Raw genomic sequence first — 24,385 nt, 5'->3', positions numbered from 1 at the left:
TACGCCTAGAGCGTCAACAGCATTCGGGTGTTGCCCAGGATGTTGGGCTTGACGTAGGACAGGTCGAGGAACTCCGCCACACCTGTGTCATACGAGCGGCACATCTCCTCGAAGACCTCCGCGGTGACGGGCGTGCCGTCGATCTCCTGGAAGCCGTGCCTGCTGAAGAACGCGACTTCGAAGGTCAGCACGAAGATCCGCTGCAGATGTAGATCCCTGGCCACGTCCAGCAGCCGGTCGACGATCGCGTGCCCGACTCCGTGGCCCCGGACCTTCGGGTGCACCGCCACCGTGCGCACCTCGCCGAGGTCTGACCACAGCACGTGGAGGGCGCCGCACCCGATCAGTTCGCCGTCGAGCTCGGCGACCCAGAACTCCTGGACCGCCTCATAGAGCGTCACCAGGTTCTTCTCCAGCAGGATCTTGCCGGAGTAGATGTCGACCAGAGCTTTCATGGCGGGCACATCCGACGTTCTGGCCCGCCGGATGGCGACCCTTTCGGGATCTGCGCTCACACGTGGAGAGTATCGGTCCGGGCAACGGATATTCTGTTGCGGTGCCGGGCGAACCCACGACTGATCCAGTGGTTCCGCGTGCCCGGGTGGCGAACATCGCCAATGTGCTCACCGGGGTGCGGCTGGCGCTGGTGCCGGTGTTCCTGGTGGTCCTCTTCGTCGGTGACGGCCACGAAACATTCTGGCGGATAGCCGCATTCATCGTGTTCACCGTCGCGGTGATCACGGACCGGTTCGACGGTGCGCTGGCCCGCAGCTACGGAATGGTCACCGAGTTCGGCACGCTGATCGACCCGATCGCCGACAAGGCCCTCATCGGCGCCGCTTTGATCGGACTGTCGACCCTCGGCGAGCTGCCGTGGTGGGTGACCGTGGTGATCATGGTGCGCGAGATCGGCATCACAGTGCTGCGCTTCGCCGTCCTGCGTCACGGCGTCATTCCGGCCAGCCGCGGCGGCAAGCTGAAGACCCTCGTCCAGGGCGTGGCCATCGGCCTGTTCATCCTGCCGTTGTCGGGCCCATGGCTCACCGGGGCCTGGGTGATCATGTGGTGCGCGATCGTCCTGACCGTGGTCACGGGCGTTGATTACGTCGTCTCGGCGATTCGCGATTCGCGCGAACGGCCCGCTGCTTCCTGACGGTTTCGGCGGCCCTTCCTGCGGTTTCTGGCCGAGCAGCAAAGAACTGCGCGATCCGGGAACCACCTGAATGGTTGCGGCGTTGCCCTAATACAAAGCCAAGCGACGGCTCCTGGAAGGGGATCACGATGACGGCATTGCTGCGCGAGGTGATCGGCGACGTTCTGCGCCGTGCCCGCACTGAGCAGGGCCGCACCCTGCGCGAAGTGTCCGATTCCGCTCGGGTCAGCCTTGGCTACCTCTCGGAGGTCGAGCGCGGACGTAAGGAGGCCTCCAGCGAGTTGCTCAGCGCCATCTGCAGCGCCCTGGACGTCCCGCTGTCTCGGGTGCTCTCCGAAGCGGGCGACGAGATGGGGCGCAAGGAACTCGCTGCGTTCGAACGCGAATCCGTCGGTGCGGCCAACATCGACGCCGCAACCAAGGTCGTCATTCCGCAGGTCGTGTCGATGGCGGTGGCCTAGAACCGCTGAAGCCGGTGTAGGTGCGGCGACGGTAGCCGACCCGATAGATTGGGCAGCACGTTAAGCCGGCGGCCCAAGGCCGAGACAACGACAGACACGAAGGCGGAATGAACCGATGGCCAATCCGTTCACCAAGGCGTGGAAGTACCTCATGGCGCTGTTCAGCTCCAAGGTCGACGAATATGCCGATCCGAAGGTGCAGATCCAGCAGGCCATCGAAGAGGCCCAGCGCCAGCACCAGGCGCTGACGCAGCAAGCCGCCCAGGTAATCGGTAATCAGCGTCAACTCGAGATGCGGCTCAACCGCCAGCTCGCCGACATCGAGAAGCTCCAGGTGAATGTCCGTCAGGCGCTCACCCTGGCCGATCAGGCGACCGCCGCCGGCGATGCCGCCAAGGCCACCGAGTACACCAATGCCGCCGAGGCGTTCGCCGCGCAGCTGGTGACCTCGGAGCAGAGCGTCGAGGATCTCAAGGGACTGCACGACCAGGCGTTGCAGGCCGCCGGACAGGCCAAGAAGGCCGTCGAGCAGAACGCCATGATGCTGCAGCAGAAGATCGCCGAGCGCACCAAGCTGCTCAGCCAGCTCGAGCAGGCCAAGATGCAGGAGCAGGTCAGCGCGTCGCTGCGGTCGATGAGCGAGCTCGCCGCTCCCGGCAGCACCCCGAGCCTCGACGAGGTGCGCGACAAGATCGAGCGCCGCTACGCCAACGCCATCGGTTCGGCCGAGCTGGCGCAGAACTCTGTACAAGGCCGGATGATGGAGGTGCAGTCGGCCAGCGTGCAGATGGCGGGGCATTCGCGGCTCGAGCAGATTCGTGCGTCCATGCGCGGTGAGCAGTTGCCAGCCGGTGGCGCGACGGCCGGCACGCCTGCGACGCCCGCCACCAACCCCCAAGCGACTCCGGAAAATCCGTTGTCGCAATAACTTCTGTGAGGAACAGCGGTGAATTCGCGAGCGGGTAGACCGGAGGCTTGGCGCTCGATGGCGCAGCGGGGTATGGACACCGCCGCGGAATGGTCCGACGTGCTGGCCCAAAAGCTCAATGCCGCAGCGGATCCGCGTGCCAAACTGATCCGCAAGCGACGCTGGGCGTTGCGGCTCGGGGTGTTCTTCGCGGTGTCGTCGGTGTTCTGGATCGGCGTGACGGGTCTGCTCTCGGCGTGGGAGACGCCGTTCTGGGCATTGTTCATCCCGGCTCCCATCGCCGTCGGGGCGGCATTCCTGGCGACGCTGTCGTTCCTGCGTTGGCGCTGGCTGCGGGGCGAGCCCTTGCCGCCACAGCGATCTCGCACCGCTCGTCGCCTCCCGGCATGGGGCTCGGCGGCCCGCCAGCCGATGGCCGCGCTGGCGGCGTCTGAGCGCGGTTTGTTCTCGCTTCTCGGAGTGATGGAGCGCGGCCGGATGCTTCCCGACGACGAACTTCGTGAGCTGACGTCCGCGGCCAATCAGACCGCCGCCACGATGACCGCGACCGCCAACGAGGTGGTGTCGATGGAACGGGCGATCGCCTCGGCTCCGCAGTCGCGTGCGCATCTGGCCCCGACGATCCAGGCCTTCACCGCACAGCTGAACCAGGGTAGCCGTCAGTACAACGAAATGGTCACTGCGGCAGCTCAGTTGGTGTCGGCGGCCAACACCGGGTCGATGTCGAGCTCACCGATGACGCAGCAGCGCTACCGTAACGAGCTGTCCAACGCCACCGATCGACTGCTCGGATGGGCGCAGGCCTTCGACGAACTCGGGCACCTGCGGCGGGCCTAGGGGCAGCTGACGTTCAGCTGTTCGGCGACGAATTCCGTTGTCAGCCGGTGCCATGTGTCGAAGTCGCGCAGCAGGTAGTGACCCGCATTCGGAATTCCCACCCACCGCGCGTCGACGCCGCGATCGGCCGCCCTGCGAGTCTGTGTCTGCGACGCGCGTGGGTCGGTCCAGCTGTCGGCGGTGCCGTGCAGAGTCAGGAGCCGGGAGCCCGGCGGCACCAGGTCGGCATCGTTGTGTGGCCACCACGGGGCAAGTGCCACGATTCCGGCGACGTCGTTGTGTGCTGCGAGATGCACCGCGACGCGGCCGCCCATCGAGTGCCCTACCAGCACCACCTGGCCGGAATTGATATCGCGCATCAGCGTTTGGAGTGCTGCTTGCGCGTCGCGAAGCGCATCGAGTGCCGGACTGTTCCAGCCGCGCTTGCGGTACTGCACGCGCCGGACCGTCGCCGAACTGCCCAGCCTGCGCCGCAGCGACAAGGCCAGCCAGTTCATCCGCTGATTCGCGAGTTGCCACGAGCGTGACGCGGACATGTCGCTGGGTTTTCCGCCGGGAAGGATCAGCACGCCGCCGCGCGCACCGTTACTTATGCCCACGGAAGTAGTTCGTCGCCGCAGCCGGCGCGGATGGGTCAGGCCTCTAAACGAGAACTACATAGTCGCGCGCAGCGAGGGGAACACCGTCGCGGCAATTCCCCGAACGGTTCCCTTGAGAAAGTCAACCGTGTCGAAATAGTCCCGCCACAGGGTGATTCGGCCCGCGTGTACCTCGAAGATCCCGCAGACCCAGAACTGAATCCGCAACGGTCCGAACACCAGGGCGTCTGTGCGCTCGGTCAGCACCGCATTGCCTTCGGCGGCGATACGGTGAATCTTCACCTCGAAGCCCAGCCGTCCCTCGCCTCGTCGCATCATGCCGATGATGCGTTCGCGGCCTCGGATGGTGGGGAACCCGACGTTCTGCCATTCGATGTTGTCGGCCATCAAGCGGTCGACGGTGTCGAAGTCCTCGTCCTGCATTGCGTACAGAAACGTCTCTACGGCACGGACGTTGTCGAGGTCGGGTCTCACTGGAGAAGCCTGGTCGGTCATGTCCTCAGCCTATGGTCTGGCGCTGTGGCATGGTAGGCCCAATGCGCGTCGTGGTCGTTGCCGGACCCGATCCCGGGCATGCCTTTCCGGCCATTGCGCTGTGTCTTCGCCTTCTGGCCAATGGGGATTCGCCGACTGTTCTGACCGGCACACAATGGCTGGCTACGGCGAGAGCGGCCGGAGTCGACGCGGCCGAACTCCTTGGTCTGGACGTGACCGAGGTGGACGACGATCTCGATGCCGGGGCGAAGATCCATCAGCGTGCTGCCCGGATGGCGGTCCTCAACGCGCCGCAGCTCGAAGAGCTGGCGCCGGACCTGGTGGTCTCGGACGTGATCACCGTTGCCGGCGGGCTCGCCGCGGAGCTGCTCGGGCTGCCGTGGGTCGAACTGAACCCCCAGCCGCTGTATCGACCGTCGAAGGGGCTTCCGCCGATAGGCAGCGGGCTGGCGGCGGGCACCGGCGTCCGCGGCAGGCTCCGGGACGTGGTGCTGCGTGCGCTGTCCGCCCGCTCATGGCGCGAAGGAGAGCGGCAGCGGGCGGCGGCCCGTGTCGAGATCGGTTTGCCCGCGGTCGATCCCGGCCCGCGGCGACGGCTGATCGCCACCCTGCCCGCACTGGAAGTCCCGCGGCCCGACTGGCCGTCCGAAGCGGTGATCGTGGGACCGCTGCACTTCGAACCGACATCGTCGACGCTGCAGATTCCGGCCGGATCGGGCCCGGTGGTGGTCGTCGCGCCGTCAACGGCGACGACCGGCGCCCGCGGCCTGGCCGAGCTGGCCCTGGACACGCTGACGCCGGGTGAGGTGCTTCCGGCCGGTTCGCGGGTCGTGGTGTCGCGGCTGGAGGGTCCGGACGGGTCGCTGCCGCCATGGGCGGTGGTCGGGCTCGGCCGCCAGGACGAGCTGCTGGCACACGCCGACGTGGTGGTCTGCGGCGGAGGGCACGGGATGGTGTCCAAGACATTGCTGGCGGGCGTGCCGCTGGTGGTCGTACCAGGTGGCGGCGACCAGTGGGAGATCGCCAATCGCGTTGTGCGGCAGGGCAGTGCGCTGCTCGTACGCCCGTTGACCGCGGAAGCGTTGGCGTCGGCGGTGGGCGAGGTGTTGTCCTCGCCCCACTTCGCGGACGCGGCGCGCCGGGCCGGGGCATCCATCGCCGGCGTCGAAGATCCGGTACGGGTGTGCCATGAAGCGGTCGCGTCGTCGGCGTAGGTTGGGCGACGTGCGGTTGACGGAATTCAATGAACTCGTTGAAGCTCAGTTCGGTGCGGTGCGTGGGGCGTCATTGCTCGTCGACCACGTGCTGACCGGACTCGGGGGGCGCACCCCTGTGCAGGCCATCGAGGACGGCGTCGACCCGCGCGATGTCTGGCGGGCGCTCTGCGCGGACTTCGACGTCCCGCGTGACCAGTGGTGATTTTCCGCCGGAGCAGGTACTCAGGCCCGGGTTCTGGCTGCGTTGACCAGGTCGAGTGTCGCTTGCGTCGCTTCGGCCAGGGCGTCTGCGTCCGCGTCGGTCAACGACCCGCACACCCAGTCCCAGTGCGCCGAGACCGTTTCGCCGGGGGTCGGCGGCGGGGCCAACGACTCACCGTGCTTGCTCCACCGCACCGTTTCGACGCGCGGGTCTCCCAGCGCGAGCGCACCGGCATCGAATGACAGGGGACGACAAACTATCTCGGCGACCTCGCCCGCGACGGAGTCGACGGTGCCCCAGCGAATCCGGCAGTCCTGCATGACCCGCAGTGGCGTCGTCGGATCGCGATCGAGGAACCGGACCCATGGGTAGACGACGAAGACGTGAAAACTGTGGTGTGCCAACACGTGTGCCCGGTCCGGCAGATCGGCCAGCAGTCCGGTGACCTGCCCGGTGAAGGCGCTACGTATTCGCGACAACAGCTCGGCGGGATCGACCTTGTCCAGCAGGGGTCCTCCGACCCAATAACTGCGGACGACGTCCTCATCCAGCGGGTCCGAAATCCCCGCGGCATCGGCGATGGCCTGCAGATAAGGCCATGCACCGTCGAACTCCCGCGCATGCGACGCGAGTTCGGTGTGAGCGACATCGGCGGGTCCGCAATAGCCCAGTTCGTTCGGCGGGTAGGCGAAGCAGGCGAATGTCTCGTGCCCGCTCATTCAGCAGATCCGCGGCAGTTGTTCACCGATGGGAAGGTCGACGACGCGGGTGCCGCCCAGTGCGGTCTTGGCGGACACCATTCCCGGATGCTCGGCGACGCAGCGACCGATCACGGTCGCGTGGGCGCCGAGCGGGTGCGCTTGCATGGCGGCGAGAACCCTGTCGGCGTCCGCGGCCGCCACGAACGCGAGCAGCTTGCCTTCGTTGGCCACGTACAACGGGTCGAGGCCCAGCAGTCCGCAGGCGTCGCGGACTTCGGCGGGGATCGGTAATGCCCGTTCGTCGAGCGAGATTCCGACGCGAGCCGTCTTGGCGATCTCGTTCAACGTCGCGGCGACCCCGCCTCTGGTCGGATCGCGCAGCGCATGGATATCGGCACCCGTCTCGATCATCGCGGCGACCAGCCCGTGCAACGGCGCGGTGTCGCTTGCGACAGTGGTGCCGAACTCCAGCCCCTCGCGGCAACTCATCACCGCGACACCGTGCACTCCGATGTCCCCGCTGACGATCACGACGTCGCCCTCGGCGGCTCGCTGCGGCCGGATGTCGGAGCGTTCGTCGATCAGTCCGATGCCGGCGGTGTTGATGTAGACGCCGTCTCCGTGACCGGCATCGACCACCTTGGTGTCACCCGTGACCAGCTTCACGCCCGCCGCCATCGCGGCCGTCCCGAGGGTGTGGGCGACGTGGGCGAGCTCATCTAGGCGAGTGCCCTCCTCCAGGATGAAGGCCGTCGACAGCACGAGTGGTTGCGCACCGGCCATCGCCAGATCGTTCACAGTGCCGTTCACCGCCAGATCGCCGATCGTGCCCCCGGGGAACACCAGTGGCTTGACCACGAAGGAATCGGTCGAAAATGCCAGCCGGACATTGCCGACGGTCAGGACCGCGGAATCGCCCATGCCCGCATCGGCGGCAGGGCCGAATGCGGGCAGGAAGAGGTGCTCGATGAGTTCGGCCGACATCGCCCCGCCACCGCCGTGCCCCATCACGATGTTCGGTGAATCCCGAAGGGGGGCCGGACACACCCACGACTCCATGTCGATGGTGGCGCCGACCTCCGCGGGGGTCTCAGGCATTCGATACCTCCAGCCGCCGGTACAGGTAATAGGCGGCGCAGGCCCCCTCCGACGAGACCATCGTGGCGCCGAGGGGATTGCGCGGGGTACACAAAGTGCCGAACGCCTCGCACTCGTGCGGCTTGATCAGTCCCTGGAGTACCTCGCCGGACCGGCACACCGACGATTCCTCGGTGTGGATGTCGGTAACGGAGAACCGATGCTCCGCGTCGTAGTCGCGGTACGCATGCGAGAGCCGCCACCCGCTACTCGGGATCATGCCTATGCCGCGCCACGACCGGTCGGTCACCTCGAAGACGTCGAGGAGCATCGCCCTGGCCGCGGAGTTTCCCTCGACCTGGACCGCGCGCGGATAGGCGTTCTCCAGTTCGTGACGTCCCGATTCCAGCTGCAGCACCGTGCGCCGGATTCCTTCGAGGATGTCCAGCGGCTCAAAGCCTGTGACGACGATCGGAATGCCGTATTTGTCGCACAGCGACGGATACTCCTCGGTCCCCATCACGGTGCAGACATGACCGGCCGCCAGGAAGGCCTGCACCCGGCAGGACGGCGATTCCATGATCGCCGAGATCGCCGGCGGTACGAGGACGTGGGATACCAGCAGCGAGAAGTTGTCGATACCAAGCCGTTTGGCTTGGTACACGGTCATCGCGTTGGCGGGCGCGGTGGTCTCGAAGCCGATGCCGAAGAACACCACCTGTTTGTCGGGGTTGTCCTGCGCCACCTTCAGCGCGTCCAGCGGTGAATACACCACCCGGACGTCGCCGCCCTGGCTCTTGACCTGGAACAGGTCCTTCTCGCTGCCCGGCACCCGCAACATGTCGCCGAACGAACAGAAGATCACATCGGGTCGTGACGCGATCTCCAGCGCCTTGTCGATGATCTCCAGCGGTGTCACGCAAACAGGACACCCGGGGCCGTGGATCATCTCGATCGTATCCGGCAGCAGTTGGTCGATACCGTGCCTGATGATCGAATGTGTCTGGCCGCCACATACTTCCATGATCGACCACCGCTGGCTGGTGGCGGCCTTGATCTCGTCGACGAGATGGCCGGCGAGTTGAGGATCGCTGAACTCATCCAGGTACTTCATGACGTCACCTCAGAATTTCCGTTGGTCGAGTTGGGGTTGTCGAGGCCGGCCTGCTGGGCGGCCAGCTCGAAGCCATCGGTGAACTCCTCCTTGAGCACGCCGAGGTGTTCGAATTCGGCGAGTGTGCGCATCGCAGATTCCTCGTCGAGTCGCTGAAGCGCGAAACCGACGTGGACGACGACGTATTGGCCGACTTCCGCGTCGGGTATGTACTCCAGACAGACGTCCTTCTTGATTCCGCCGAAGTCGACGACGGACATCAGAGTGCCGTCACGGTCGTCGATGCTGACAATTTTCCCCGGTACCGCTAAACACATCAGCGGCCTCCCTTCCTCATGAGGAATTCCCCACCAACAGCTGGCCCAGTGCGATCCCGCCGTCGTTCGGTGGCACGAAGCGGTGAGTGATCACGTCGAATCCCTTGTCCTTCAGGCCGCACATGGTCAAGCGCAGCAGAAGTGCGTTCTGAAACACCCCGCCCGACAATGCGATTATGGGCCTATCGGTGACCACAGTGGTGGTCAGTCGAACGATCAGATCCGCCACTGCACGATGGAACCGCGCGCCGACCACACCTGCGCCCACCCCGGATCGGGTGTCGGCAATCACCGCGGCGATGACGGGTGCCGGATCGATCACCGCGGGTGTTCGGGTGATGTCGATTTCGAAATTGTAAGTGGCTGTGCCACAGGCGGCGTCGCGGGACATCCCTTCGAGCTCGATGGCCGCTTGTGCCTCGTATGCGACGACCTGGCGGACATCGACCAGCGCCGCGACGGTGTCGAACAGCCTCCCCATGCTCGACGTCGGCGCGCAGCCCAGACCGGTCTCGAGCTGGTGGGCCAGTACGCGTTGCTCATCCTTCGGACATGCCTGCACGGGTGCCAGGTCCTGATCCCAGCTCAAGCCCGCAGCCCACATGTGCGCCAGGGCCATCCGGTACGGGCGCAGAACGCTGACGTCCCCGCCGGGTAACGGCACGTACTTGAGGTGCGAAAGCCGCCGGTAACCCTTGTAGTCGGCGAGCAGCACCTCACCGCCCCACACCGCGTTGTCGGGCCCGTAGCCGGTTCCGTCGAAGGCGAATCCGAGTACCGGCCGCGATCCGTCCAGACCGTGTTCGGCCATCACCGAGGCGATATGAGCGTGGTGGTGCTGAACCGTCCGGACGGGCCGCCCCGCCGCGTTTCGGTGCGCCCATGCGGTCGACCGGTACAGCGGGTGGGCGTCGGCGACAAGCACGTCAGGTTCCACTCCGGTGAGTGCCTGCAGGTGTTGTCGCGCCGAGTCGAAAGCGGACAACGTCGAGAGGTCGTCCATGTCGCCGATGTGTTGACTGAGCCAGGCGTACTTTCCGTCGGCTACCGCCAGTGCGTTCTTGAGGTCGGCGCCGACCGCGAGGGTCGGCGGCAGGGCCGTCGGCAGCGCGACGGGCAGCGGTGCGTATCCGCGGGAGCGCCTGATCGGAAGTTCGCTGTAATGGGCTTGATTGTCGGCACCGCCGATGGACACCACCCGCACGACCGAGTCGTCGCACGGGACCAGAATCTCCCGGTCGTGCATCAGCCAACCGTCGGCAAGCTCCGAAAGTCGCTCCAGCGCATCGTCATCAGCGAAGCAGATAGGTTCTCCGCCGAGATTGCCGGATGTCATGACAAGTGTGGACGGTCCGGGTTCGTCGCCGGGCAACCCGAAGAGCAGTGCGTGCAGAGGCGAGTATGCAAGCATGACGCCAAGGTCTGGATTATGCGGGGCGACGGCATCAGCGACCGCGACGTTGTCCCGCCGAGGCATCAGCACGATCGGCCGCTGCGCACCGGACAGCAGCCGCACAGACCCGTCGTCGATCTCGGCGATGGTGCGCGCAGTCGCCATGTCCGCCACCATCACCGCGAACGGTTTGTCGCCGCGCCGCTTTCGTGTGCGCAGCTCGGCCACCGCACGCTCGTTGGCGGCATCGCAGGCGAGGTGATATCCGCCGATGCCCTTGACCGCGACGATGCCGCCGTCGCTCAGCAGCCGCCGTGTCTGCCGCAGCGCAGCCTCTGACTCGGTCGAGTGGTCATTGCGGTCTCGGTAGCGAAGTGTGGGGCCGCAGTTCGGGCAGCACACGGGCTGGGCGTGGAACCGCCGGTCGGCCGGGTCGTTGTATTCACCTGTGCAATCGGCGCACATTGCGAAGGGCGCCATCGTTGTCGACGCGCGGTCGTAGGGCAGCGAAGCGATGATGGTGAACCGCGGACCGCAATTGGTGCAGTTGACGAATGCGTGCCGGTAGCGCCGGTTCGTCGGATCACGCTGTTCGGCGGCGCATTCGGCACACATGGCGACGTCGGGGGATGCCAGGGTGCGGCCGCCAGCCGACCGTGATGTGTCCGCGATGGTGAAGCCGGTGCCGCCGACGACGGCGACGTCTTGAGTCTCGATCGATTCGATGACGGCCAGTGGCGGTGGTCGATCGCGCAGTCGGGTGAGGAAGTCGTCGATCCGGGCGGCGTCGCCCTCCACCTCGATCACCGCACCGGAGCTGTCATTGCGTACGGAGCCAGCGAGGCTGAGTGCGGCCGCGCACGCGTAGACGAACGGCCGGAAGCCCACGCCTTGAACGACACCGTGAACGCAGACACGCAGCCTGCGCCTGCTGGTCATGGAAAAGCCTCGGGGTCTTCTCCCGATTGAAAGCCCCTACCCATCATCTCCAGGCCGGCCATCGCCTCGTCGGCGCCGGCCTTGTCGGTCTTCTCGACGACGAATCCCATGTGGATGATCACCCAGTCACCTTGATCGAATGTCTCCTCGGGCAGCATGCCGATGTTCACCTTGCGGTTCTCACCCGCGACGTTGACCAGGGCCAGCTGGTCGCCGTAACCCTCCAGCATTCCGACGACCTGCCCTGGGATCCCCAGACACATGAGTCAGCCCTCCGCAGGTGCGGTCGCGCGCGTGGCCAGGTCGGCGAGCACCTCGTTGACCGCCGCGACGGCCTGCGGCACCGCGGCGCTCACCGGTGCCGACAGTCCCATGCCCTCGTCGATGTTCTCTACCTCGCAGCCGATGACGATGGTCAACGGTGCGGTTCCGCCCAGTCCGTTGAGCGTCGCGAACACGGCAGCCGGGTCCATGCTGTGCGCCTCGAGACCGACGGTGGGCGAGAGGGTTTCGTGATCGGCCTCGAAGACGTGAAGCTTGCCCGGCGACCCGCGGTTGGGCAATGCATCGACGAGGACAAGCGCACGCCAGTCCTCGAGAAGGTCGTAGGCGAGGTGCATGCCCCTGATCCCGTAGTCCACCGGGTGCACATCGGCACCGACGGAGTGTACGCCGACATGGCGCATCACCTCGGGTCCAAAACCGTCGTCTCCGAGGAAGATGTTGCCGATTCCGGCGACCAGGATGCGGGCTGTCATCTGATTGACGAACTCCCAACTACATGTTGCGTATCTTCATGTATCGTCGCACGTCCGGGATTGAGCGGAGCCCGACCACCACTCCGCCCACGACCACCACGGCAACGACACCGGTTGCTATCCAACCAATTACATCCATCATGAACTCCTATCTGGGCTGACTACTCTTGCATCGATCGGTTCGACCTCGTCCGGCGCGAAGTACAGATATCGGCCGTAGGAGTCGGGCATCTCGACGTCTGGATCGTCCTCGACGATGACGCCCACATACTGTTGGCCGTCGACGTCCTCATGAACGGAAGTGACACGGGCGCTCTTACCCGCGAAGAAGATGTCCTGTGCGTCGGCACGGCGATTCGGCCGCAGACGAACTCGGCTGCCTGCCGCCACCCGCACTCCGTTGACCAGCACGGCGTCGATGTCGGGGCGGACCGCGGTGTCGGCCACCGGATCCCACCAATCGACCCCGTCGGGGATCTCCGGGATCAGCCCGGCCGTCCGCATCTGCTCGTCCAACTCGTCGAGCCACGGATCTGTATGCGTGCCGGCATGCGGGTTGCGCAGGATTCCGTGCAGCTGCTGCATGGCCTCTGGCGACATCGAGTCGCATCGGTCGATGATTGCCGCCGCGAGTGGGTCGGTGGCCCGCGCCTGTGCCTTCTCCTCATCGGTCATCGTCATGACGCGCAGCGTGAGGATCTCGTCGATCTCGGTGGAGTCGTAGAGCGCCCCGTCGCTCTGTTCGGCGATCTCGGGGTGGTCGTAGAGGATGATCGGCGAGATCAGCAGCAGGTCGCGTTCGCCCGGCCGCCCTGCGAGCACCGGGAAGCAGCGGTGCTGGACGAGGCGGGCCACCGGACCGGCTGCGGACTCGGGGGGTTCGAGCAGGGAGACGAACTCCCCGCCAACCACTTCCGCGATGATGTGCGTTCCGATCAGGGACGTGGCGATGGCTGCAACTTTGTCCGTTGTCGCCGCGCCGGTGTTGTTGACCGACACGCTGACGCGGTTGAAACCACCATCGTGTTCGACGGCGATGTTGAGTTCGGCGCCGATGGCCGCCCTGGTCCTGATCAACCGGCCGCCGTCGACGTCCTCGGAGTCGCGCGCTTCGGTGACGGCGATCTCCAACGTGCAGGGCTTTGCCAGGTCGGCTAGGTCGAAGGGCCCGAAGGACAGCTCGCATTCAACGGCCTCGTCCCAGGTGACCCATGATTTCAAGCCGCTGGTCAATTCGTCGACGGGTTCGAATCGTCCGCCGCCGACCTCACGTTCGGCATTCCGGTGCTGCAACTGGAGGAAGCGCACGATGAGCGTCAGTTCGCTGTCACCGTCGATCAGGAATTGCGCCGATAGGCTGTCGTCTTCGCCGATGCCGGCATCCGATGCGCCGGGCGGCCCAACCACGCCGAACTGCCAACGGGATTGGTTCTTGGCCGACGTCGCCCGGTAGGGATACAGCAGGTACCCCTCGTAGAGCACCGCGTCGGCGATGGCCCGGGCCCGATCCCAGGTGGGTGTCATCGGGCCTCCTCGGGTTGAGGTACCGGCATCGAGACCCGGGGCGCCTCGGCGAGCAGCGTGGTGACCGCGTCCTCGAAGTCGAGCATGCCGCGGGCCGACTTGTAGGCGGCCAGCGCGGCGACGGTGTCGTGGCCGAGTCGAACCCAGCCGGCATTCGGATAGTGCAGTCGAGTCAGGTCGTTCCAGACGGCCACCGGCGTGTCGTGCTGGGCTTCGCACTCCCACGACACCTGGCGAACTGAGAATCCGCGTTCGCCCTGGACGAAAACCGTTCCGCTGAAAAGGAACAACAGTGGTATGGCTCCATCGCGCAACGCGTGAAGATACTTGGACGCCGCAACTTCGAAATCATAGGTGCAATCCAATGGCAGCGATATCTCGGTGGCGCCGGTGAAGCCCTGCACCATGGCGGTGCTGTGCTGCCACAGGAATGTGCGTTGGGTATTGACCCAACGCTCGCGTGGACCGAACAGGTCGAGCAGGCCTGCGGCCTCCTCATCGGAGTAGGGCCGGCGAAGTGGTTCGATGCGGATCTGGCATCGCAGCGCGATGGCCTGGATCGGTTCGTCGTCGCCCGCCACGATGCCGATGCGCGCGATCAGTCGCGGCGTGACCGAGAACTGTTCTGCGGCCACGTCGTGCACGGTGAACGTCAAACTGCTCACGCTGATCCGTTCATCCGCTGGCCACCTTGCTGCGCGCCTTGATCTGCTCGAAGAATTCGTCGACGAATTCGCGGACTTCGTGGCCACCGTCAAAGCCCCGCCATAACATCCGCAGTCTGCCCACGAACTCGTAGCAGGCGTCGATGGGGACCAGGTAGCACTCCGCGGGGGCGTTGAGTTCGGGATCGGCGTGATCGCGGTCGGGCACGCGTACCAGCAGCGCCTCGACATCGTCGGCGAGCATGTCCAGTCGGCTGTCGGCACCGCTGATGCTGCTCCAAGCGTCGAGATCGAGTTCGGATTCGGTGGCACCGGCAGGGCCCGGATAGAAGGCGACGGTCTTGTCCATATCGGAGTTATGGAAGAAGAACGCCAGCCCGACGGGTATCTGCAAGGCCTCCCAGGCCCTCCGGTCCAACGTGAAGTCGGAGAAGGTGAGGTACCGATCGGGCACCGCGCGGTATCGGAGCTTGGCCTCCGGATCGGTGAACAGCAGGTAGCAGCCTCGACACGTGCACATCAGTTGGCGCGCAGCGACATTGACGACGTGCTGGTGCTCGTCGGCGATCGGCTCGGCGCACATCTCGCAGCGTTCGCCGTCCTGAGACGCTGGACGCTTGTTGGCCCGGATGCGTGCCAGCACGTCGTAAGCACTTACGGAGGGCAGGAGCGGAGCGACCGGGGAATTTATGGGGTTCGCCATCACATCACCCCGGTCGGCTCCGCGAGCACCGCGACCGACAGCACACCGTCGCGACGGAGTAGGGGGATCGGGTCGAGGTGCGCCTCGGTCTCGGCGCCGTCGTCGACGCTTGCCCCCGCGTGCACCGCGTCGAAATGTGCCTGGCAGCGCGGGCATCGGAGGACCGCCTGCCCGATGGGCGCACCCATCGGGCGGTGCAGGACAGCGCCGGCCATCGAGTTGTGGCACCGACCGCACCGGTCGCGATAGGCGAACAGGTCGTCGCCGACGCGGCAGGCCAGGATGGGCACCCCTGCGATCAGGAATCCGCCGACCTCGCCCGAGGCGAGGTCCCCGATGTCGGGAATCGGATACCAGGCGGCGCTTGTCTCCTTGTCGTGTACGCGGCTCATCAGTGAATCCACCGAGATGAGGCCGGACGAATCTGTCGAGTCCGGTTGCGCGGCTACGACATCGATCGACGTGATCTCGGGTGCAGCCGCACGCACGGCGTCTTCGACGGCGTATTCGAGGGTGATCGCCGACGATGGGCAGCTCTTGCAACTGCCCGCGAACTCGAGGCGGACCACTGGCCCGTCCTGGCCGTCCTCCACCTCGAGCAGCGTGACATCTCCGCCGTGCGAACCCAGGTACGGCCGGACACTGTCGAGGGCATCGGAGATCCTGCGCTCCAGGCCGTGCGGGTGCAGTCCGTGGACGAGCAAGAGACTGGCGACGAGTTCGTCGGCGGCGAATCGATCGACCAGTTCGGGGGCCGCCTCGGCGGTGACGGAGATGATCCGCTCGAGCGCAGCCCCGTAGAGGTCGGTGAGCTCGGCGGCCAGTTGTTCGGTCCGCTCACGGACGATGGTGCCGCTGCCCGCGCTGGCGTCCAGCAGGGTCTGGATCCGATCCCCTGCTGAACGCCACCGCGTTTCGTCGTCGAGTGCCTCCGGGCTTTGTTGTCCTGCCGAGGCCATGTATTACTCCCCAGTCACGGACTGGGTCGGCGAGTGCAGTTTCTCGAGTGTCTTCCCGTCACCGAGGTACATGTGTACTCCGCACGGCAGACAGGGGTCGAAGCTGCGGACCGTCCGCATGATGTCGATGCCCTTGAAGTTGTCCCGATCGTTCTCCTCGAAGATCGGTTGTCCCTGGACCGCATCCTCATACGGGCCCGGCGTCCCATAGCTGTCGCGTGGATTGGCGTTCCACGGTGTCGGGGGATACGGGTGGTAGTTCGCGATCTTGCCGTCCCGAATCACCATGTGGTGGCTGAGCACACCGCGGACCGCCTCGGTGAAGCCGCAACCGATGGCCTCGTCGGGCACCGTGAACTTCTCCCACGTCTTGGTGCGCCCGGCACGGATTTCGATCAGTGCCTGCTCGGCGAAGTGCAGCGCGCACGCCGCGGCATACGCCTGGAAGTAGGTCCGCGCCCGATTGCGTTCGAGGGTGTTGCTCCCGTGCTCGGGGATCTTCCACTCCAGTGAGACCGGGCCCTTGAGGGCAGTTTTGGGCAGGTTGATCTGCACGCTGCCGCCGGTGGCCTTCACGTAACCGATGTCGACAAGACCGGCGAGGGCGGTGCTCCACAGCCGGGCCAGCGGACCGCCGCCAGTGTCCAGTGCCAGATGGTCCTTACCGTCGAACCACCGGGGCGACATGACCCAGCTGTACTTGTCGTCCATGTCGCGCTTCTGCGGTCTCGGATTGGTGTGCTGGTTCCACGGGTGGCGGCGGTCGACCGGATTGCCCAGCGGATCGTTTTTGACGAACATCTCCTGGTCGGTCCAGTCATCGTAATACGAACTGCCCAAAAGGATTCGGATACCGAGGTTGATGTCCACCAGCGAGTGGGTCACCAGCTTGCCGTCGACGACGACGCCTGGGGTCACGAACATCGCGTTGCCCCATTTCTCCATGTCCTTGTAGGCGAAGTTGCAGACCTCCGGATCCTGGAACGAACCCCAGCAGCCCAGCAGCGTCCGGCGTAAGCCGACTTGCTCGTAGCCGGGCAGCGCCTCGTAGAAGAAGTCGAACAGGTCGTCGTGCATCGGGACGACCTTCTTCATGAACTCGACGTAGCGCATCAGCCGCGTCATGTAGTCCGTCATCAGCTGGATGGTCGCGACCGTGCCCACACCACCCGGATACAGCGTGGACGGGTGAACGTGCTTGCCCTCCATCAGGCAGAACATCTCGCGCGTCCAGCGACTGACCACCAATGCCTCGCGGTAGAACTCGCCGGTGAACGGGTTCAGAGCACGCATGATGTCCGCGATGGTGCGGTACCCGTGCGCTTCGGAGTTCGGCGCAAGCGTGTTCTCGGCTTTGGTCAGAACACCCGGGTTCGTCTCGGAGACCATCTTCTCGCAATAGTCGACGCCGACGAGATTCTCTTGAAAGATGTTGTGGTCGAACATGTATTCCGCGGCCTCGCCAAGATTGACGATCCACTCGCCGAGATTGGGCGGCTTGACGCCGTAGGCCATGTTCTGTGTGTAGCACGAGCACGTGGCGTGGTTGTCGCCGCAGATCCCGCAGATGCGGCTGGTGATGAAGTGCGCGTCGCGAGGGTCCTTGCCCTTCATGAAGATCGAGTAGCCGCGGAAGATCGATGACGTGCTGTGGCACTCGACGACCTCGCGGTTCTCGAAGTCGATCTTCGTGTAGATGCCGAGGCTGCCGACGATCCGGGTGATCGGATCCCACGACATGTCGACGAGCGTGCTCGGATCCTTCTTGGTGTGCTGGGGTCCGGGAACTGTGGTTGTCATTGAGTTTTGCCTTTCTCCGCGGTGCGCACTTACCAGGTGCGCTTCGCTCCGGTGGTCAGTTCCTTGCCCGAATGCCGCCACTTCGGTTCTTTGTCGACGGTCTTTCCGGTGATATGGCGCAGATTGCGAATCACCGAGCCGTAAAGGCCCGACGCGGTCGTGGAGATCTTTCCGCCAGGAGGCTCGTCCATGAAGGGCATGAACTTGTCAGGGAAGCCCGGCATCGTGCATCCAATGCATATCCCGCCGACGTTCGGGCAGCCACCGACGCCGTTGATCCAGCCGCGCTTCGGTACGTTGCACTTGACGACCGGCCCCCAGCAGCCAAGTTTCACAATGCATTTCGGCGAACCGTACTCGGTCGCGAAATCGCCTTGCTCGTAGTAGCCGGCCCGGTCGCACCCCTCGTGCACGGTGGCGCCGAACAGCCATTGGGGTCGGAGCGCGTCGTCGAGCGGAATCATCGGCGCCTGTCCGGTCGCCATGTAAAGCAGGTAGGTCAGCGTTTCGGAGAGGTTGTCCCCCTGGATGGGGCAGCCGGGCACGCACACGATCGGGATGCCGGCCTTGCTCTTCCAGTCCCAGCCGAGGTAGTCCGGCACGCCCATCGCGCCGGTCGGGTTCCCGGCCATCGCGTGAATGCCGCCGTACGTCGCGCACGTCCCGACGGCGACGATCGCGGTGGCCTTCGGGGCCAGTCGGTCGAGCCACTCGCTGGTGGTGATCGGCTGGTCGGTCGCCGGGTCGTTGCCGAACCCGCACCAGTAGCCCTCCTGGTGGAGGTTCTCGTTCGGGATCGACCCCTCGACGACCAGCACGAACGGCTCCAGTTCACCGCGATCCGCCTTGAAGAACCATTCCAGGAAGTCGTCCGCACCGCCCGCCGGTCCGCACTCGAAGTCGATCAACGGCCAGTGCACGGCGATTTGAGGCAAACCGGGAAGTGCTCCGAGCGCGATCTCCTCGATGCTTGGTTGGGTGGCGCCTGTCAATGCCACGGAATCGCCGTCACAACTGAGGCCGGCGTTGATCCACAGAACGTGAATCAAGGTTTCTTCCGCTTTTTGGGCAGCTTCACTTAGCATGCTTGCGGCTTTCCGGGATCGGGCTGGGATCCCTGCGGCGCAGGAGTCGCCCTTCGGCCCACTTGCGCGTCGCTAGTTCTCGGTCTACTCCGGCACAAGTGTGTTGTCAATCACACCTAAGCGACCGTCGTACGCAGTTCATTTGCACGCGCGTCAATCCACTGGTGCCAGATATCCATTCCGTCTCCTTTGGTAGCCGAGACGGGGATGATCTCGACTCCGGGATTGACCGAACGGGCATGCCGCGCACAGGTTTCAAGATCGAAGTCGACGTAGGGCAGCAGGTCGATTTTGTTGATGAGCACCAGCCCCGCCGCGGCGAACATGTGCGGGTATTTCAACGGCTTGTCGGTGCCTTCGGTCACCGAGATGACGACGACCTTGCTGCGCTCGCCGAGATCGAACAACGCTGGGCAGACCAGGTTTCCGACGTTCTCGATGAACAGCAGCGAACCGTTGTCAGGCGCAAGGGCGTGCAGAGCACGCGCGATCATCTCCGCGTCGAGGTGGCACCCCGCGCCGGTGTTGATCTGTACCGCGCGCGCCCCGGCCGCGGTGATCCTGTCGGCGTCGAGCAATGTCTCCTGATCACCTTCGATCACCGCGACCTCGTGCTGCGAGCCGAGGTGGCGGATGGTGCGCTCGAGCAGGGTGGTCTTGCCCGCGCCGGGTGAACTGGTGATGTTGAACGCGAGGATCCCCCGGTCGGCCAGCCACTGCCGGTTCTGCTCGGCCAGCCCGTCGTTCTTCGCGAGAACCTTCTGCTCCAGGGTGATGGTTTCGGTGTGCGGGTGTTCGTGATCGTGAGTGTGGGGATGGTCGTGAGTGTGGGGATGGCCGGCGATCGTGACGGTCGCCGCGGCGTCGCCGCACCCGCAGGTTGCACACATGCTCAGCTCACTTCCATCGAAAGGATCTTCAAGTCACGGCCGGCGACCACGTCGACATCGGCACTGCCGCAGGGGCACAACAAGATCAGGTCGGTCAGCTCGAAGGAGGCGTCGCATGTGCGGCATCGCGCCTCACCGGGACGCATGTCGACCTCGAGGCTGGCGCCGTCGGCGACGGTGCCCTCGGTGGCGAGCTCGAAGCAGAAGGTCATCGCATCGGGGACGACGGCGCACAGCGCACCGACTTCCAGCCTGACGCTGTGCACCCGACGGCCTGCGGCGTGTTCGCACACCGCATCGACAACACTTTGCGTCAACGCCATCTCGTGCATATCTGTCCGCTCTGGCCGGATGACCCCACCATAGGCCCGGGATCTTCTCCCTGCGAGAGATCGCAGACAGCTGCGGTCGTGACACTCGGCGTGTCCGCTTGAATCGAACAGGTGTTCGTCTACTGTGGGGTCAGCGCGGGATGCTGGTCACGCCGACTTGTCGGTACCGACCTCTAGCGTCACGGCCAACCGATCGAAACACGATCACGCACGAGGATGGAGACCAACCCCATGGCGCAGGCCCCCGACCGCGAGAAAGCCCTCGAACTGGCGCTCGCACAGATTGAGAAGAACCACGGAAAAGGCTCGGTGATGCGGCTCGGCGACGAGGTTCGCCAGCCGATTTCCGTCATCCCCACCGGGTCGATCGCTCTCGACGTTGCGCTCGGGATCGGCGGCCTGCCGCGAGGCCGGGTCGTCGAGATCTACGGCCCGGAATCCTCGGGTAAGACGACCGTCGCGCTGCACGCGGTCGCCAACGCGCAGGCCGCCGGCGGTATCGCGGCGTTCATCGACGCCGAGCACGCGCTGGACCCGGAGTACGCCAAGAAGCTCGGTGTGGACACCGACTCGCTGCTGGTCTCCCAGCCCGACACCGGGGAGCAGGCGCTGGAGATCGCCGACATGCTGATCCGCTCCGGTGCGCTCGACATCCTGGTCATCGACTCGGTGGCCGCACTGGTTCCGCGCGCTGAGATCGAAGGCGAGATGGGGGACAGCCACGTCGGCCTGCAGGCCCGGCTGATGAGCCAGGCGCTGCGGAAGATCACCGGTGCACTGAGTAATTCGGGCACCACCGCGATCTTCATCAACCAGCTCCGCGAGAAGATCGGTGTGATGTTCGGTTCACCCGAAACGACCACGGGCGGAAAGGCGTTGAAGTTCTACGCCTCGGTTCGGTTGGACGTCAGAAGGATTGAAACCCTCAAGGACGGCACCGACGCGGTCGGCAACCGCACGAGGGTGAAGGTCGTCAAGAACAAGGTGTCCCCGCCGTTCAAGCAGGCCGAGTTCGACATCCTCTACGGCAAGGGCATCAGCAGGGAAGGCTCGCTCATCGACATGGGCGTCGAGCAGGGCTTCATTCGTAAGTCCGGTTCCTGGTTCACCTATGAGGGTGAGCAGCTGGGCCAGGGCAAGGAGAACGCGCGGACCTTCCTGATGGAGAACGCCGACGTGGCCAACGAGATCGAGAAGAAGATCAAGGAAAAGCTCGGCATCGGTGCCGTGGTGACCGCTGACTTGTCCGATGACGAAGTCCTTCCCACCCCCATCGATTTCTGAGGCCCCTCGCGAGGAGCAGCCGCAGGATCCCCGCACACGCGAGGAGCAGGCGAGAAGCCTGTGTCTGCGTCTGCTCACCGCGCGGGCACGCACCCGTGCCGAGCTCGAGGGGCAGCTGACCAAACGCGGCTATCCCGAGGACATCAGCGCCAAGGTGCTCGATCGGCTGGCGCAGGTCGGGCTGATCGATGATGCGGACTTCGCCGAGCAGTGGGTCCGTTCACGACGGGTCAACGCGGGAAAAGGCAAGCGGGCCTTGGCCGCCGAGCTGCGCAACAAGGGTGTGGACAACGACGTGATCGATGCGGCGTTGGCGGACATCGACGCGGGCGCCGAGAGGCGGCGGGCCGAGCAACTGGTCAGCGACAAGCTGCGCCGCGAAAAGCTCGGCGAAGATGACGACACCAAGGTGGCGCGTCGACTCGTCGGAATGCTCGCGCGCCGCGGCTACAGCCAGAGCATGGCGTTCGACGTCGTGAAGGTCGCGTTGGCCAGCGAACGGGAGCGACGATCGGTGTGACCGCAGGCGCCGCGAGGTAAATTGCGCACATGCTGCTATCGGCCAAGATCGCTCCGACATTCGACTACCCGGTGCTCCAAGAGTTTTGGGCGCGGGCTGACGAGCTGGGCTTTCACTCGGTTGCCAATTATGACCACTTCTACGGGTTGTCGGATTTCAAGGAACCGACCTACGAGGGGTGGACGTCGTTGGCCGCCATGGCCGGCGTCGTCTCGCGTGCCCGTATCGGGTGCATGGTCACCGGTGTGACGTACCGCAACCCGGCGATGCTGGCGAAGATGGCGGTGACGGTCGACCACATCAGCGGCGGGCGGCTGGATTTCGGACTGGGCGCCGGCTGGCACGAAGACGAACACCGCGCCTACGGTCTCGAATTCCCGAGCCCGGGCGTGCGGGTCGAGATGCTCGACGAGGCACTGACTCTCATCCGGCGACTGTGGACCGAGGACTCCGTCACGTTCGAGGGCCGCCACTATCGACTGCGCGATGCGCTGGCCAATCCGAAACCGCTTCAGAAGCCGCATCCGCCGATCGTCATCGGTGGCGAGAAGCCGAAGATGTTGCGCGTCATCGCCCGTCACGCCGACGAATGGAACGTTCCCAGTCACGGCGACGTGGCGGCCTGGGCGAAAACCAGCGCCCTGCTCGACGAGGCATGCGTAGAGGTCGGCCGCGACCCGGCCGAGATCCGGCGCTCGATACAGCTGTTCGTCCTGCCGGCCAAGGACGGTCACGTCGAGGAGCAACTGGCCCGGCTGCCGGAACTGGACGGCGCCGGATGTGATCATGCGGTGCTGTCGTTCTATCAGCCGCCCACGGCGCAACAGATGCAGCGCTGCGCGGACCAGATCCAGAGCTAGACGCCGCCCGGTTCGGCCAGCTTCACCGTCGCGCCGGGTGCCCCTTCCTGCTCGATCGTCCCGGGATCCAGCGGCGTTGGAGCGCGGCGTGATCGGCGCAGCCTGGCTTCCAGCCACACGGCGAACGACGACAGCGTGAAGTTGACGACGATCATCAGGACCGCGATGACGACGAGTGCCGGCAGGAGGTTGGTGAACGAGGCGCCGATGTTCGTGCCCTGCGACACCAGCTCGGGGTACGTGATGGCCACGCCCAGGGCGGTGTCCTTGAGGACGACGACCAACTGCGAGATCAGTACCGGCAGCATGGACGTAATCGCCTGCGGCAGCAGGATCGACCGCATGGTCTGCCCCCACCGCATGCCGAGCGACGACGCGGCCTCCGACTGCCCGCGGGGCAGTGCATTGACACCCGCCCTGACGATCTCGGCGATGACCGCGCCGTTGTACAGCGTCAGGCCGGTCACGACACCCGCCAGCGTGGAGTACTCGGAGGCGAAGACGTCGTACCTCGAATAGAGGAAGTACGCGAAGATCATCATGATCAGCACGGGTACCGCGCGGAAGAACTCCACGAAAACCGCGCACGGCTTATTGATCCACGAGTGTGTCGACAGACGGCCGACCCCGAGTACGACGCCGAGGATTCCCGCGAGCACGATCGACAGCCCGGCAGCCTTCAGCGTGCCCTCGATGCCGGGGATGAGGTAGTTCTCCCACACGTTGGGCGTGATGAACGGCTCCCACTTCGCCCACTCCAGTTGGCCTTTGGCCGCGAGCTCGATACCGACGAAGACCAGCACGGCGATGAAGGCCAGCACGGTGATCCCGGTCGCGATGTAGTTGCGGACCTTGGCGCGTGGGCCGGGTGCGTCGAAGAGGATGGATGATCCGCTCACCTGGCCACCGCCAACCGCTTGCCCAGCCACCCGAACAACAACCCCAATGGCAATGTGAGCGCGACGAATCCGGCCGCGAACAGGCTGCCGACGATGAGCAGCGCCGACGATTTCTCCACCCACTCCGACATCAGCAGCGACGCCTCAGCAACCCCGATCACCGACGCGATCGTCGTGTTCTTCGTCAGCGCGATCAGCACCGACCCCATCGGGATGATCGTTGCGCGGAAGGCCTGGGGAAGCAGGACGAGCCTCAGGTTCTGGCTGAACGTGAGTCCCAATGACCGGGCGGCCTCGGCCTGGCCCAACGGGATCGTGTTGACCCCCGAGCGCAGCGTCTCGCAGACGAATGACGCCGTGTAGACCGACAGGCCGAGTACCGCCAGCCGGAAGTTGTTGTCCACCAGGAACGTCGGCGAAGCCCGGTTGGCCAGCTCGATACCCAGCGATGTGTACAGCCCCAGCGAGGTGAACAGGATAATCAGCGTCAACGGGGTGTTGCGCACGATGTTGACGTAGGTGGTGCCCAGCCAGTTGAGCACCGGCACCGGCGACAACCGCATCCCCGCCAGCACCGTGCCGATGATCAGCGCCCAAAAGGCGGAGAACAACGTCAACTGAATGGTGACCCAGAACGCGTCGAAGAACGCTCCGGCTCTGAAGACCTCCATAC

At 65.2% G+C, this 24,385-nt stretch carries 30 protein-coding genes; 9 read left to right on the top strand and 21 right to left on the bottom strand.

Features of this window, described 5'->3' with window-relative positions; translation table 11 throughout:
• Window positions 1-5: 5 nt before the first annotated feature.
• On the bottom strand, window positions 6-515 hold the full coding sequence (locus AB4Z42_RS21290; protein WP_442011198.1) for an amino-acid N-acetyltransferase: 510 nt from the start codon (window positions 513-515) through the stop codon (window positions 6-8).
• A 41-nt stretch (window positions 516-556) separates the two neighbouring features.
• On the opposite strand from AB4Z42_RS21290, the gene pgsA reads away from it, so the two are divergent.
• From pgsA to pspM, 4 genes are all read left to right on the top strand, one after another.
• Window positions 557-1,153: a CDP-diacylglycerol--glycerol-3-phosphate 3-phosphatidyltransferase gene (pgsA, locus tag AB4Z42_RS21285; RefSeq protein WP_442011197.1), complete on the top strand. Its 597-nt coding sequence runs from the start codon at window positions 557-559 to the stop codon at window positions 1,151-1,153.
• A 128-nt stretch (window positions 1,154-1,281) separates the two neighbouring features.
• The gene (gene clgR / locus AB4Z42_RS21280; RefSeq protein ID WP_442011196.1) at window positions 1,282-1,614 is read left to right on the top strand and encodes a transcriptional regulator ClgR; all 333 of its coding nucleotides are present in this window, start codon (window positions 1,282-1,284) and stop codon (window positions 1,612-1,614) included.
• Between the two features lie 115 nt (window positions 1,615-1,729).
• The gene (gene pspA, locus AB4Z42_RS21275; protein WP_442011195.1) at window positions 1,730-2,542 is read left to right on the top strand and encodes a phage shock protein PspA; all 813 of its coding nucleotides are present in this window, start codon (window positions 1,730-1,732) and stop codon (window positions 2,540-2,542) included.
• Between the two features lie 18 nt (window positions 2,543-2,560).
• Window positions 2,561-3,379 carry a phage shock envelope stress response protein PspM gene (pspM, locus tag AB4Z42_RS21270; RefSeq protein ID WP_442011194.1) on the top strand — a complete coding sequence of 273 codons (819 nt, stop codon included), beginning with the start codon at window positions 2,561-2,563 and terminating at the stop codon, window positions 3,377-3,379.
• On the opposite strand, the gene AB4Z42_RS21265 is transcribed toward pspM, so the two are convergent.
• Both AB4Z42_RS21265 and AB4Z42_RS21260 read right to left on the bottom strand, forming a co-directional pair.
• Window positions 3,376-3,978: a dienelactone hydrolase family protein gene (locus AB4Z42_RS21265; RefSeq protein WP_442011193.1), complete on the bottom strand. Its 603-nt coding sequence runs from the start codon at window positions 3,976-3,978 to the stop codon at window positions 3,376-3,378. The two genes, pspM and AB4Z42_RS21265, sit on opposite strands and share 4 nt — an antisense overlap.
• 54 nt (window positions 3,979-4,032) lie before the next feature.
• The gene (locus tag AB4Z42_RS21260; protein WP_442011192.1) at window positions 4,033-4,473 is read right to left on the bottom strand and encodes a limonene-1,2-epoxide hydrolase family protein; all 441 of its coding nucleotides are present in this window, start codon (window positions 4,471-4,473) and stop codon (window positions 4,033-4,035) included.
• Window positions 4,474-4,514: 41 nt separating this feature from the next.
• Here AB4Z42_RS21260 and AB4Z42_RS21255 point away from each other — a divergent pair, with 41 nt between their 5' ends.
• A complete protein-coding gene (locus AB4Z42_RS21255) occupies window positions 4,515-5,687 on the top strand; it encodes a glycosyltransferase (RefSeq protein WP_442011191.1) in 1,173 nt (390 codons plus the stop codon).
• A 10-nt stretch (window positions 5,688-5,697) separates the two neighbouring features.
• Window positions 5,698-5,892: a DUF3046 domain-containing protein gene (locus AB4Z42_RS21250; RefSeq protein WP_442011190.1), complete on the top strand. Its 195-nt coding sequence runs from the start codon at window positions 5,698-5,700 to the stop codon at window positions 5,890-5,892.
• Between the two features lie 20 nt (window positions 5,893-5,912).
• On the opposite strand, the gene AB4Z42_RS21245 is transcribed toward AB4Z42_RS21250, so the two are convergent.
• The 16 genes from AB4Z42_RS21245 to AB4Z42_RS21170 form a co-directional block, all read right to left on the bottom strand.
• Complete coding sequence (locus AB4Z42_RS21245; RefSeq protein WP_442011189.1) at window positions 5,913-6,611, bottom strand: DUF6390 family protein; 699 nt, start codon at window positions 6,609-6,611, stop codon at window positions 5,913-5,915.
• Complete coding sequence (gene hypE, locus AB4Z42_RS21240; protein ID WP_442011188.1) at window positions 6,612-7,691, bottom strand: hydrogenase expression/formation protein HypE; 1,080 nt, start codon at window positions 7,689-7,691, stop codon at window positions 6,612-6,614.
• Window positions 7,684-8,784, bottom strand: coding sequence for a hydrogenase formation protein HypD (gene hypD / locus AB4Z42_RS21235; RefSeq protein WP_442011187.1), 1,101 nt, complete (start codon window positions 8,782-8,784; stop codon window positions 7,684-7,686). Before hypD ends, hypE begins: the two co-directional genes overlap by 8 nt.
• Window positions 8,781-9,101, bottom strand: a complete 321-nt coding sequence (locus tag AB4Z42_RS21230) for a HypC/HybG/HupF family hydrogenase formation chaperone (protein WP_442011186.1) — start codon at window positions 9,099-9,101, stop codon at window positions 8,781-8,783. The genes hypD and AB4Z42_RS21230 overlap by 4 nt, the downstream gene beginning before the upstream one ends.
• A 16-nt stretch (window positions 9,102-9,117) precedes the next feature.
• Window positions 9,118-11,433, bottom strand: coding sequence for a carbamoyltransferase HypF (hypF, locus tag AB4Z42_RS21225; protein ID WP_442011185.1), 2,316 nt, complete (start codon window positions 11,431-11,433; stop codon window positions 9,118-9,120).
• Window positions 11,430-11,696 (bottom strand): HypC/HybG/HupF family hydrogenase formation chaperone, encoded by a 267-nt coding sequence (locus tag AB4Z42_RS21220; RefSeq protein ID WP_442011184.1) that lies wholly within the window; start codon window positions 11,694-11,696, stop codon window positions 11,430-11,432. Before AB4Z42_RS21220 ends, hypF begins: the two co-directional genes overlap by 4 nt.
• A gap of 3 nt (window positions 11,697-11,699) precedes the next feature.
• Entirely contained in the window at window positions 11,700-12,191 is a 492-nt protein-coding gene (locus AB4Z42_RS21215) for a hydrogenase maturation protease (protein WP_442011183.1), read from the bottom strand.
• A 19-nt stretch (window positions 12,192-12,210) separates the two neighbouring features.
• Entirely contained in the window at window positions 12,211-12,330 is a 120-nt protein-coding gene (locus tag AB4Z42_RS21210) for a DUF6893 family small protein (protein ID WP_442011182.1), read from the bottom strand.
• Complete coding sequence (locus tag AB4Z42_RS21205; RefSeq protein WP_442011181.1) at window positions 12,330-13,715, bottom strand: hypothetical protein; 1,386 nt, start codon at window positions 13,713-13,715, stop codon at window positions 12,330-12,332. Before AB4Z42_RS21205 ends, AB4Z42_RS21210 begins: the two co-directional genes overlap by 1 nt.
• The gene (locus AB4Z42_RS21200) at window positions 13,712-14,380 is read right to left on the bottom strand and encodes a DUF6084 family protein (RefSeq protein WP_442011180.1); all 669 of its coding nucleotides are present in this window, start codon (window positions 14,378-14,380) and stop codon (window positions 13,712-13,714) included. The genes AB4Z42_RS21205 and AB4Z42_RS21200 overlap by 4 nt, the downstream gene beginning before the upstream one ends.
• Window positions 14,381-14,390: 10 nt before the next feature.
• Window positions 14,391-15,083, bottom strand: a complete 693-nt coding sequence (locus AB4Z42_RS21195; RefSeq protein ID WP_442011179.1) for a DUF5947 family protein — start codon at window positions 15,081-15,083, stop codon at window positions 14,391-14,393.
• Window positions 15,083-16,042, bottom strand: coding sequence for a NifU family protein (locus AB4Z42_RS21190; protein WP_442011178.1), 960 nt, complete (start codon window positions 16,040-16,042; stop codon window positions 15,083-15,085). Before AB4Z42_RS21190 ends, AB4Z42_RS21195 begins: the two co-directional genes overlap by 1 nt.
• 3 nt (window positions 16,043-16,045) lie before the next feature.
• Window positions 16,046-17,842, bottom strand: a complete 1,797-nt coding sequence (locus AB4Z42_RS21185) for a nickel-dependent hydrogenase large subunit (RefSeq protein ID WP_442011177.1) — start codon at window positions 17,840-17,842, stop codon at window positions 16,046-16,048.
• A gap of 29 nt (window positions 17,843-17,871) precedes the next feature.
• Window positions 17,872-18,927 (bottom strand): hydrogenase expression protein HypE, encoded by a 1,056-nt coding sequence (locus AB4Z42_RS21180; protein WP_442011176.1) that lies wholly within the window; start codon window positions 18,925-18,927, stop codon window positions 17,872-17,874.
• Between the two features lie 116 nt (window positions 18,928-19,043).
• Window positions 19,044-19,817 carry a hydrogenase nickel incorporation protein HypB gene (gene hypB, locus AB4Z42_RS21175; RefSeq protein ID WP_442011175.1) on the bottom strand — a complete coding sequence of 258 codons (774 nt, stop codon included), beginning with the start codon at window positions 19,815-19,817 and terminating at the stop codon, window positions 19,044-19,046.
• 2 nt (window positions 19,818-19,819) lie between these two features.
• Complete coding sequence (locus tag AB4Z42_RS21170; RefSeq protein ID WP_442011174.1) at window positions 19,820-20,149, bottom strand: hydrogenase maturation nickel metallochaperone HypA/HybF; 330 nt, start codon at window positions 20,147-20,149, stop codon at window positions 19,820-19,822.
• Between the two features lie 231 nt (window positions 20,150-20,380).
• Between AB4Z42_RS21170 and recA the strand changes: the two genes are divergently transcribed.
• The 3 genes from recA to AB4Z42_RS21155 are packed head-to-tail and all read left to right on the top strand — an operon-like array spanning window position 20,381 to window position 22,813.
• Complete coding sequence (recA, locus tag AB4Z42_RS21165) at window positions 20,381-21,433, top strand: recombinase RecA (RefSeq protein ID WP_442011259.1); 1,053 nt, start codon at window positions 20,381-20,383, stop codon at window positions 21,431-21,433.
• Window positions 21,399-21,953 (top strand): recombination regulator RecX, encoded by a 555-nt coding sequence (gene recX / locus AB4Z42_RS21160; RefSeq protein WP_442011173.1) that lies wholly within the window; start codon window positions 21,399-21,401, stop codon window positions 21,951-21,953. Before recA ends, recX begins: the two co-directional genes overlap by 35 nt.
• Window positions 21,954-21,982: 29 nt before the next feature.
• A complete protein-coding gene (locus AB4Z42_RS21155) occupies window positions 21,983-22,813 on the top strand; it encodes a TIGR03560 family F420-dependent LLM class oxidoreductase (protein WP_442011172.1) in 831 nt (276 codons plus the stop codon).
• On the opposite strand, the gene AB4Z42_RS21150 is transcribed toward AB4Z42_RS21155, so the two are convergent.
• Both AB4Z42_RS21150 and AB4Z42_RS21145 read right to left on the bottom strand, forming a co-directional pair.
• Window positions 22,810-23,712, bottom strand: coding sequence for an amino acid ABC transporter permease (locus tag AB4Z42_RS21150; protein ID WP_442011171.1), 903 nt, complete (start codon window positions 23,710-23,712; stop codon window positions 22,810-22,812). The genes AB4Z42_RS21155 and AB4Z42_RS21150 overlap by 4 nt on opposite strands.
• The gene (locus tag AB4Z42_RS21145) at window positions 23,709-24,383 is read right to left on the bottom strand and encodes an amino acid ABC transporter permease (protein WP_442011170.1); all 675 of its coding nucleotides are present in this window, start codon (window positions 24,381-24,383) and stop codon (window positions 23,709-23,711) included. Before AB4Z42_RS21145 ends, AB4Z42_RS21150 begins: the two co-directional genes overlap by 4 nt.
• Between the last annotated feature and the right edge of the window lie 2 nt (window positions 24,384-24,385).

The organism is Mycobacterium sp. 2YAF39, from assembly GCF_052114565.1.
Classification (GTDB): Bacteria; Actinomycetota; Actinomycetes; order Mycobacteriales; family Mycobacteriaceae; genus Mycobacterium.
This window is presented reverse-complemented; position numbering and strand designations above follow the sequence as displayed.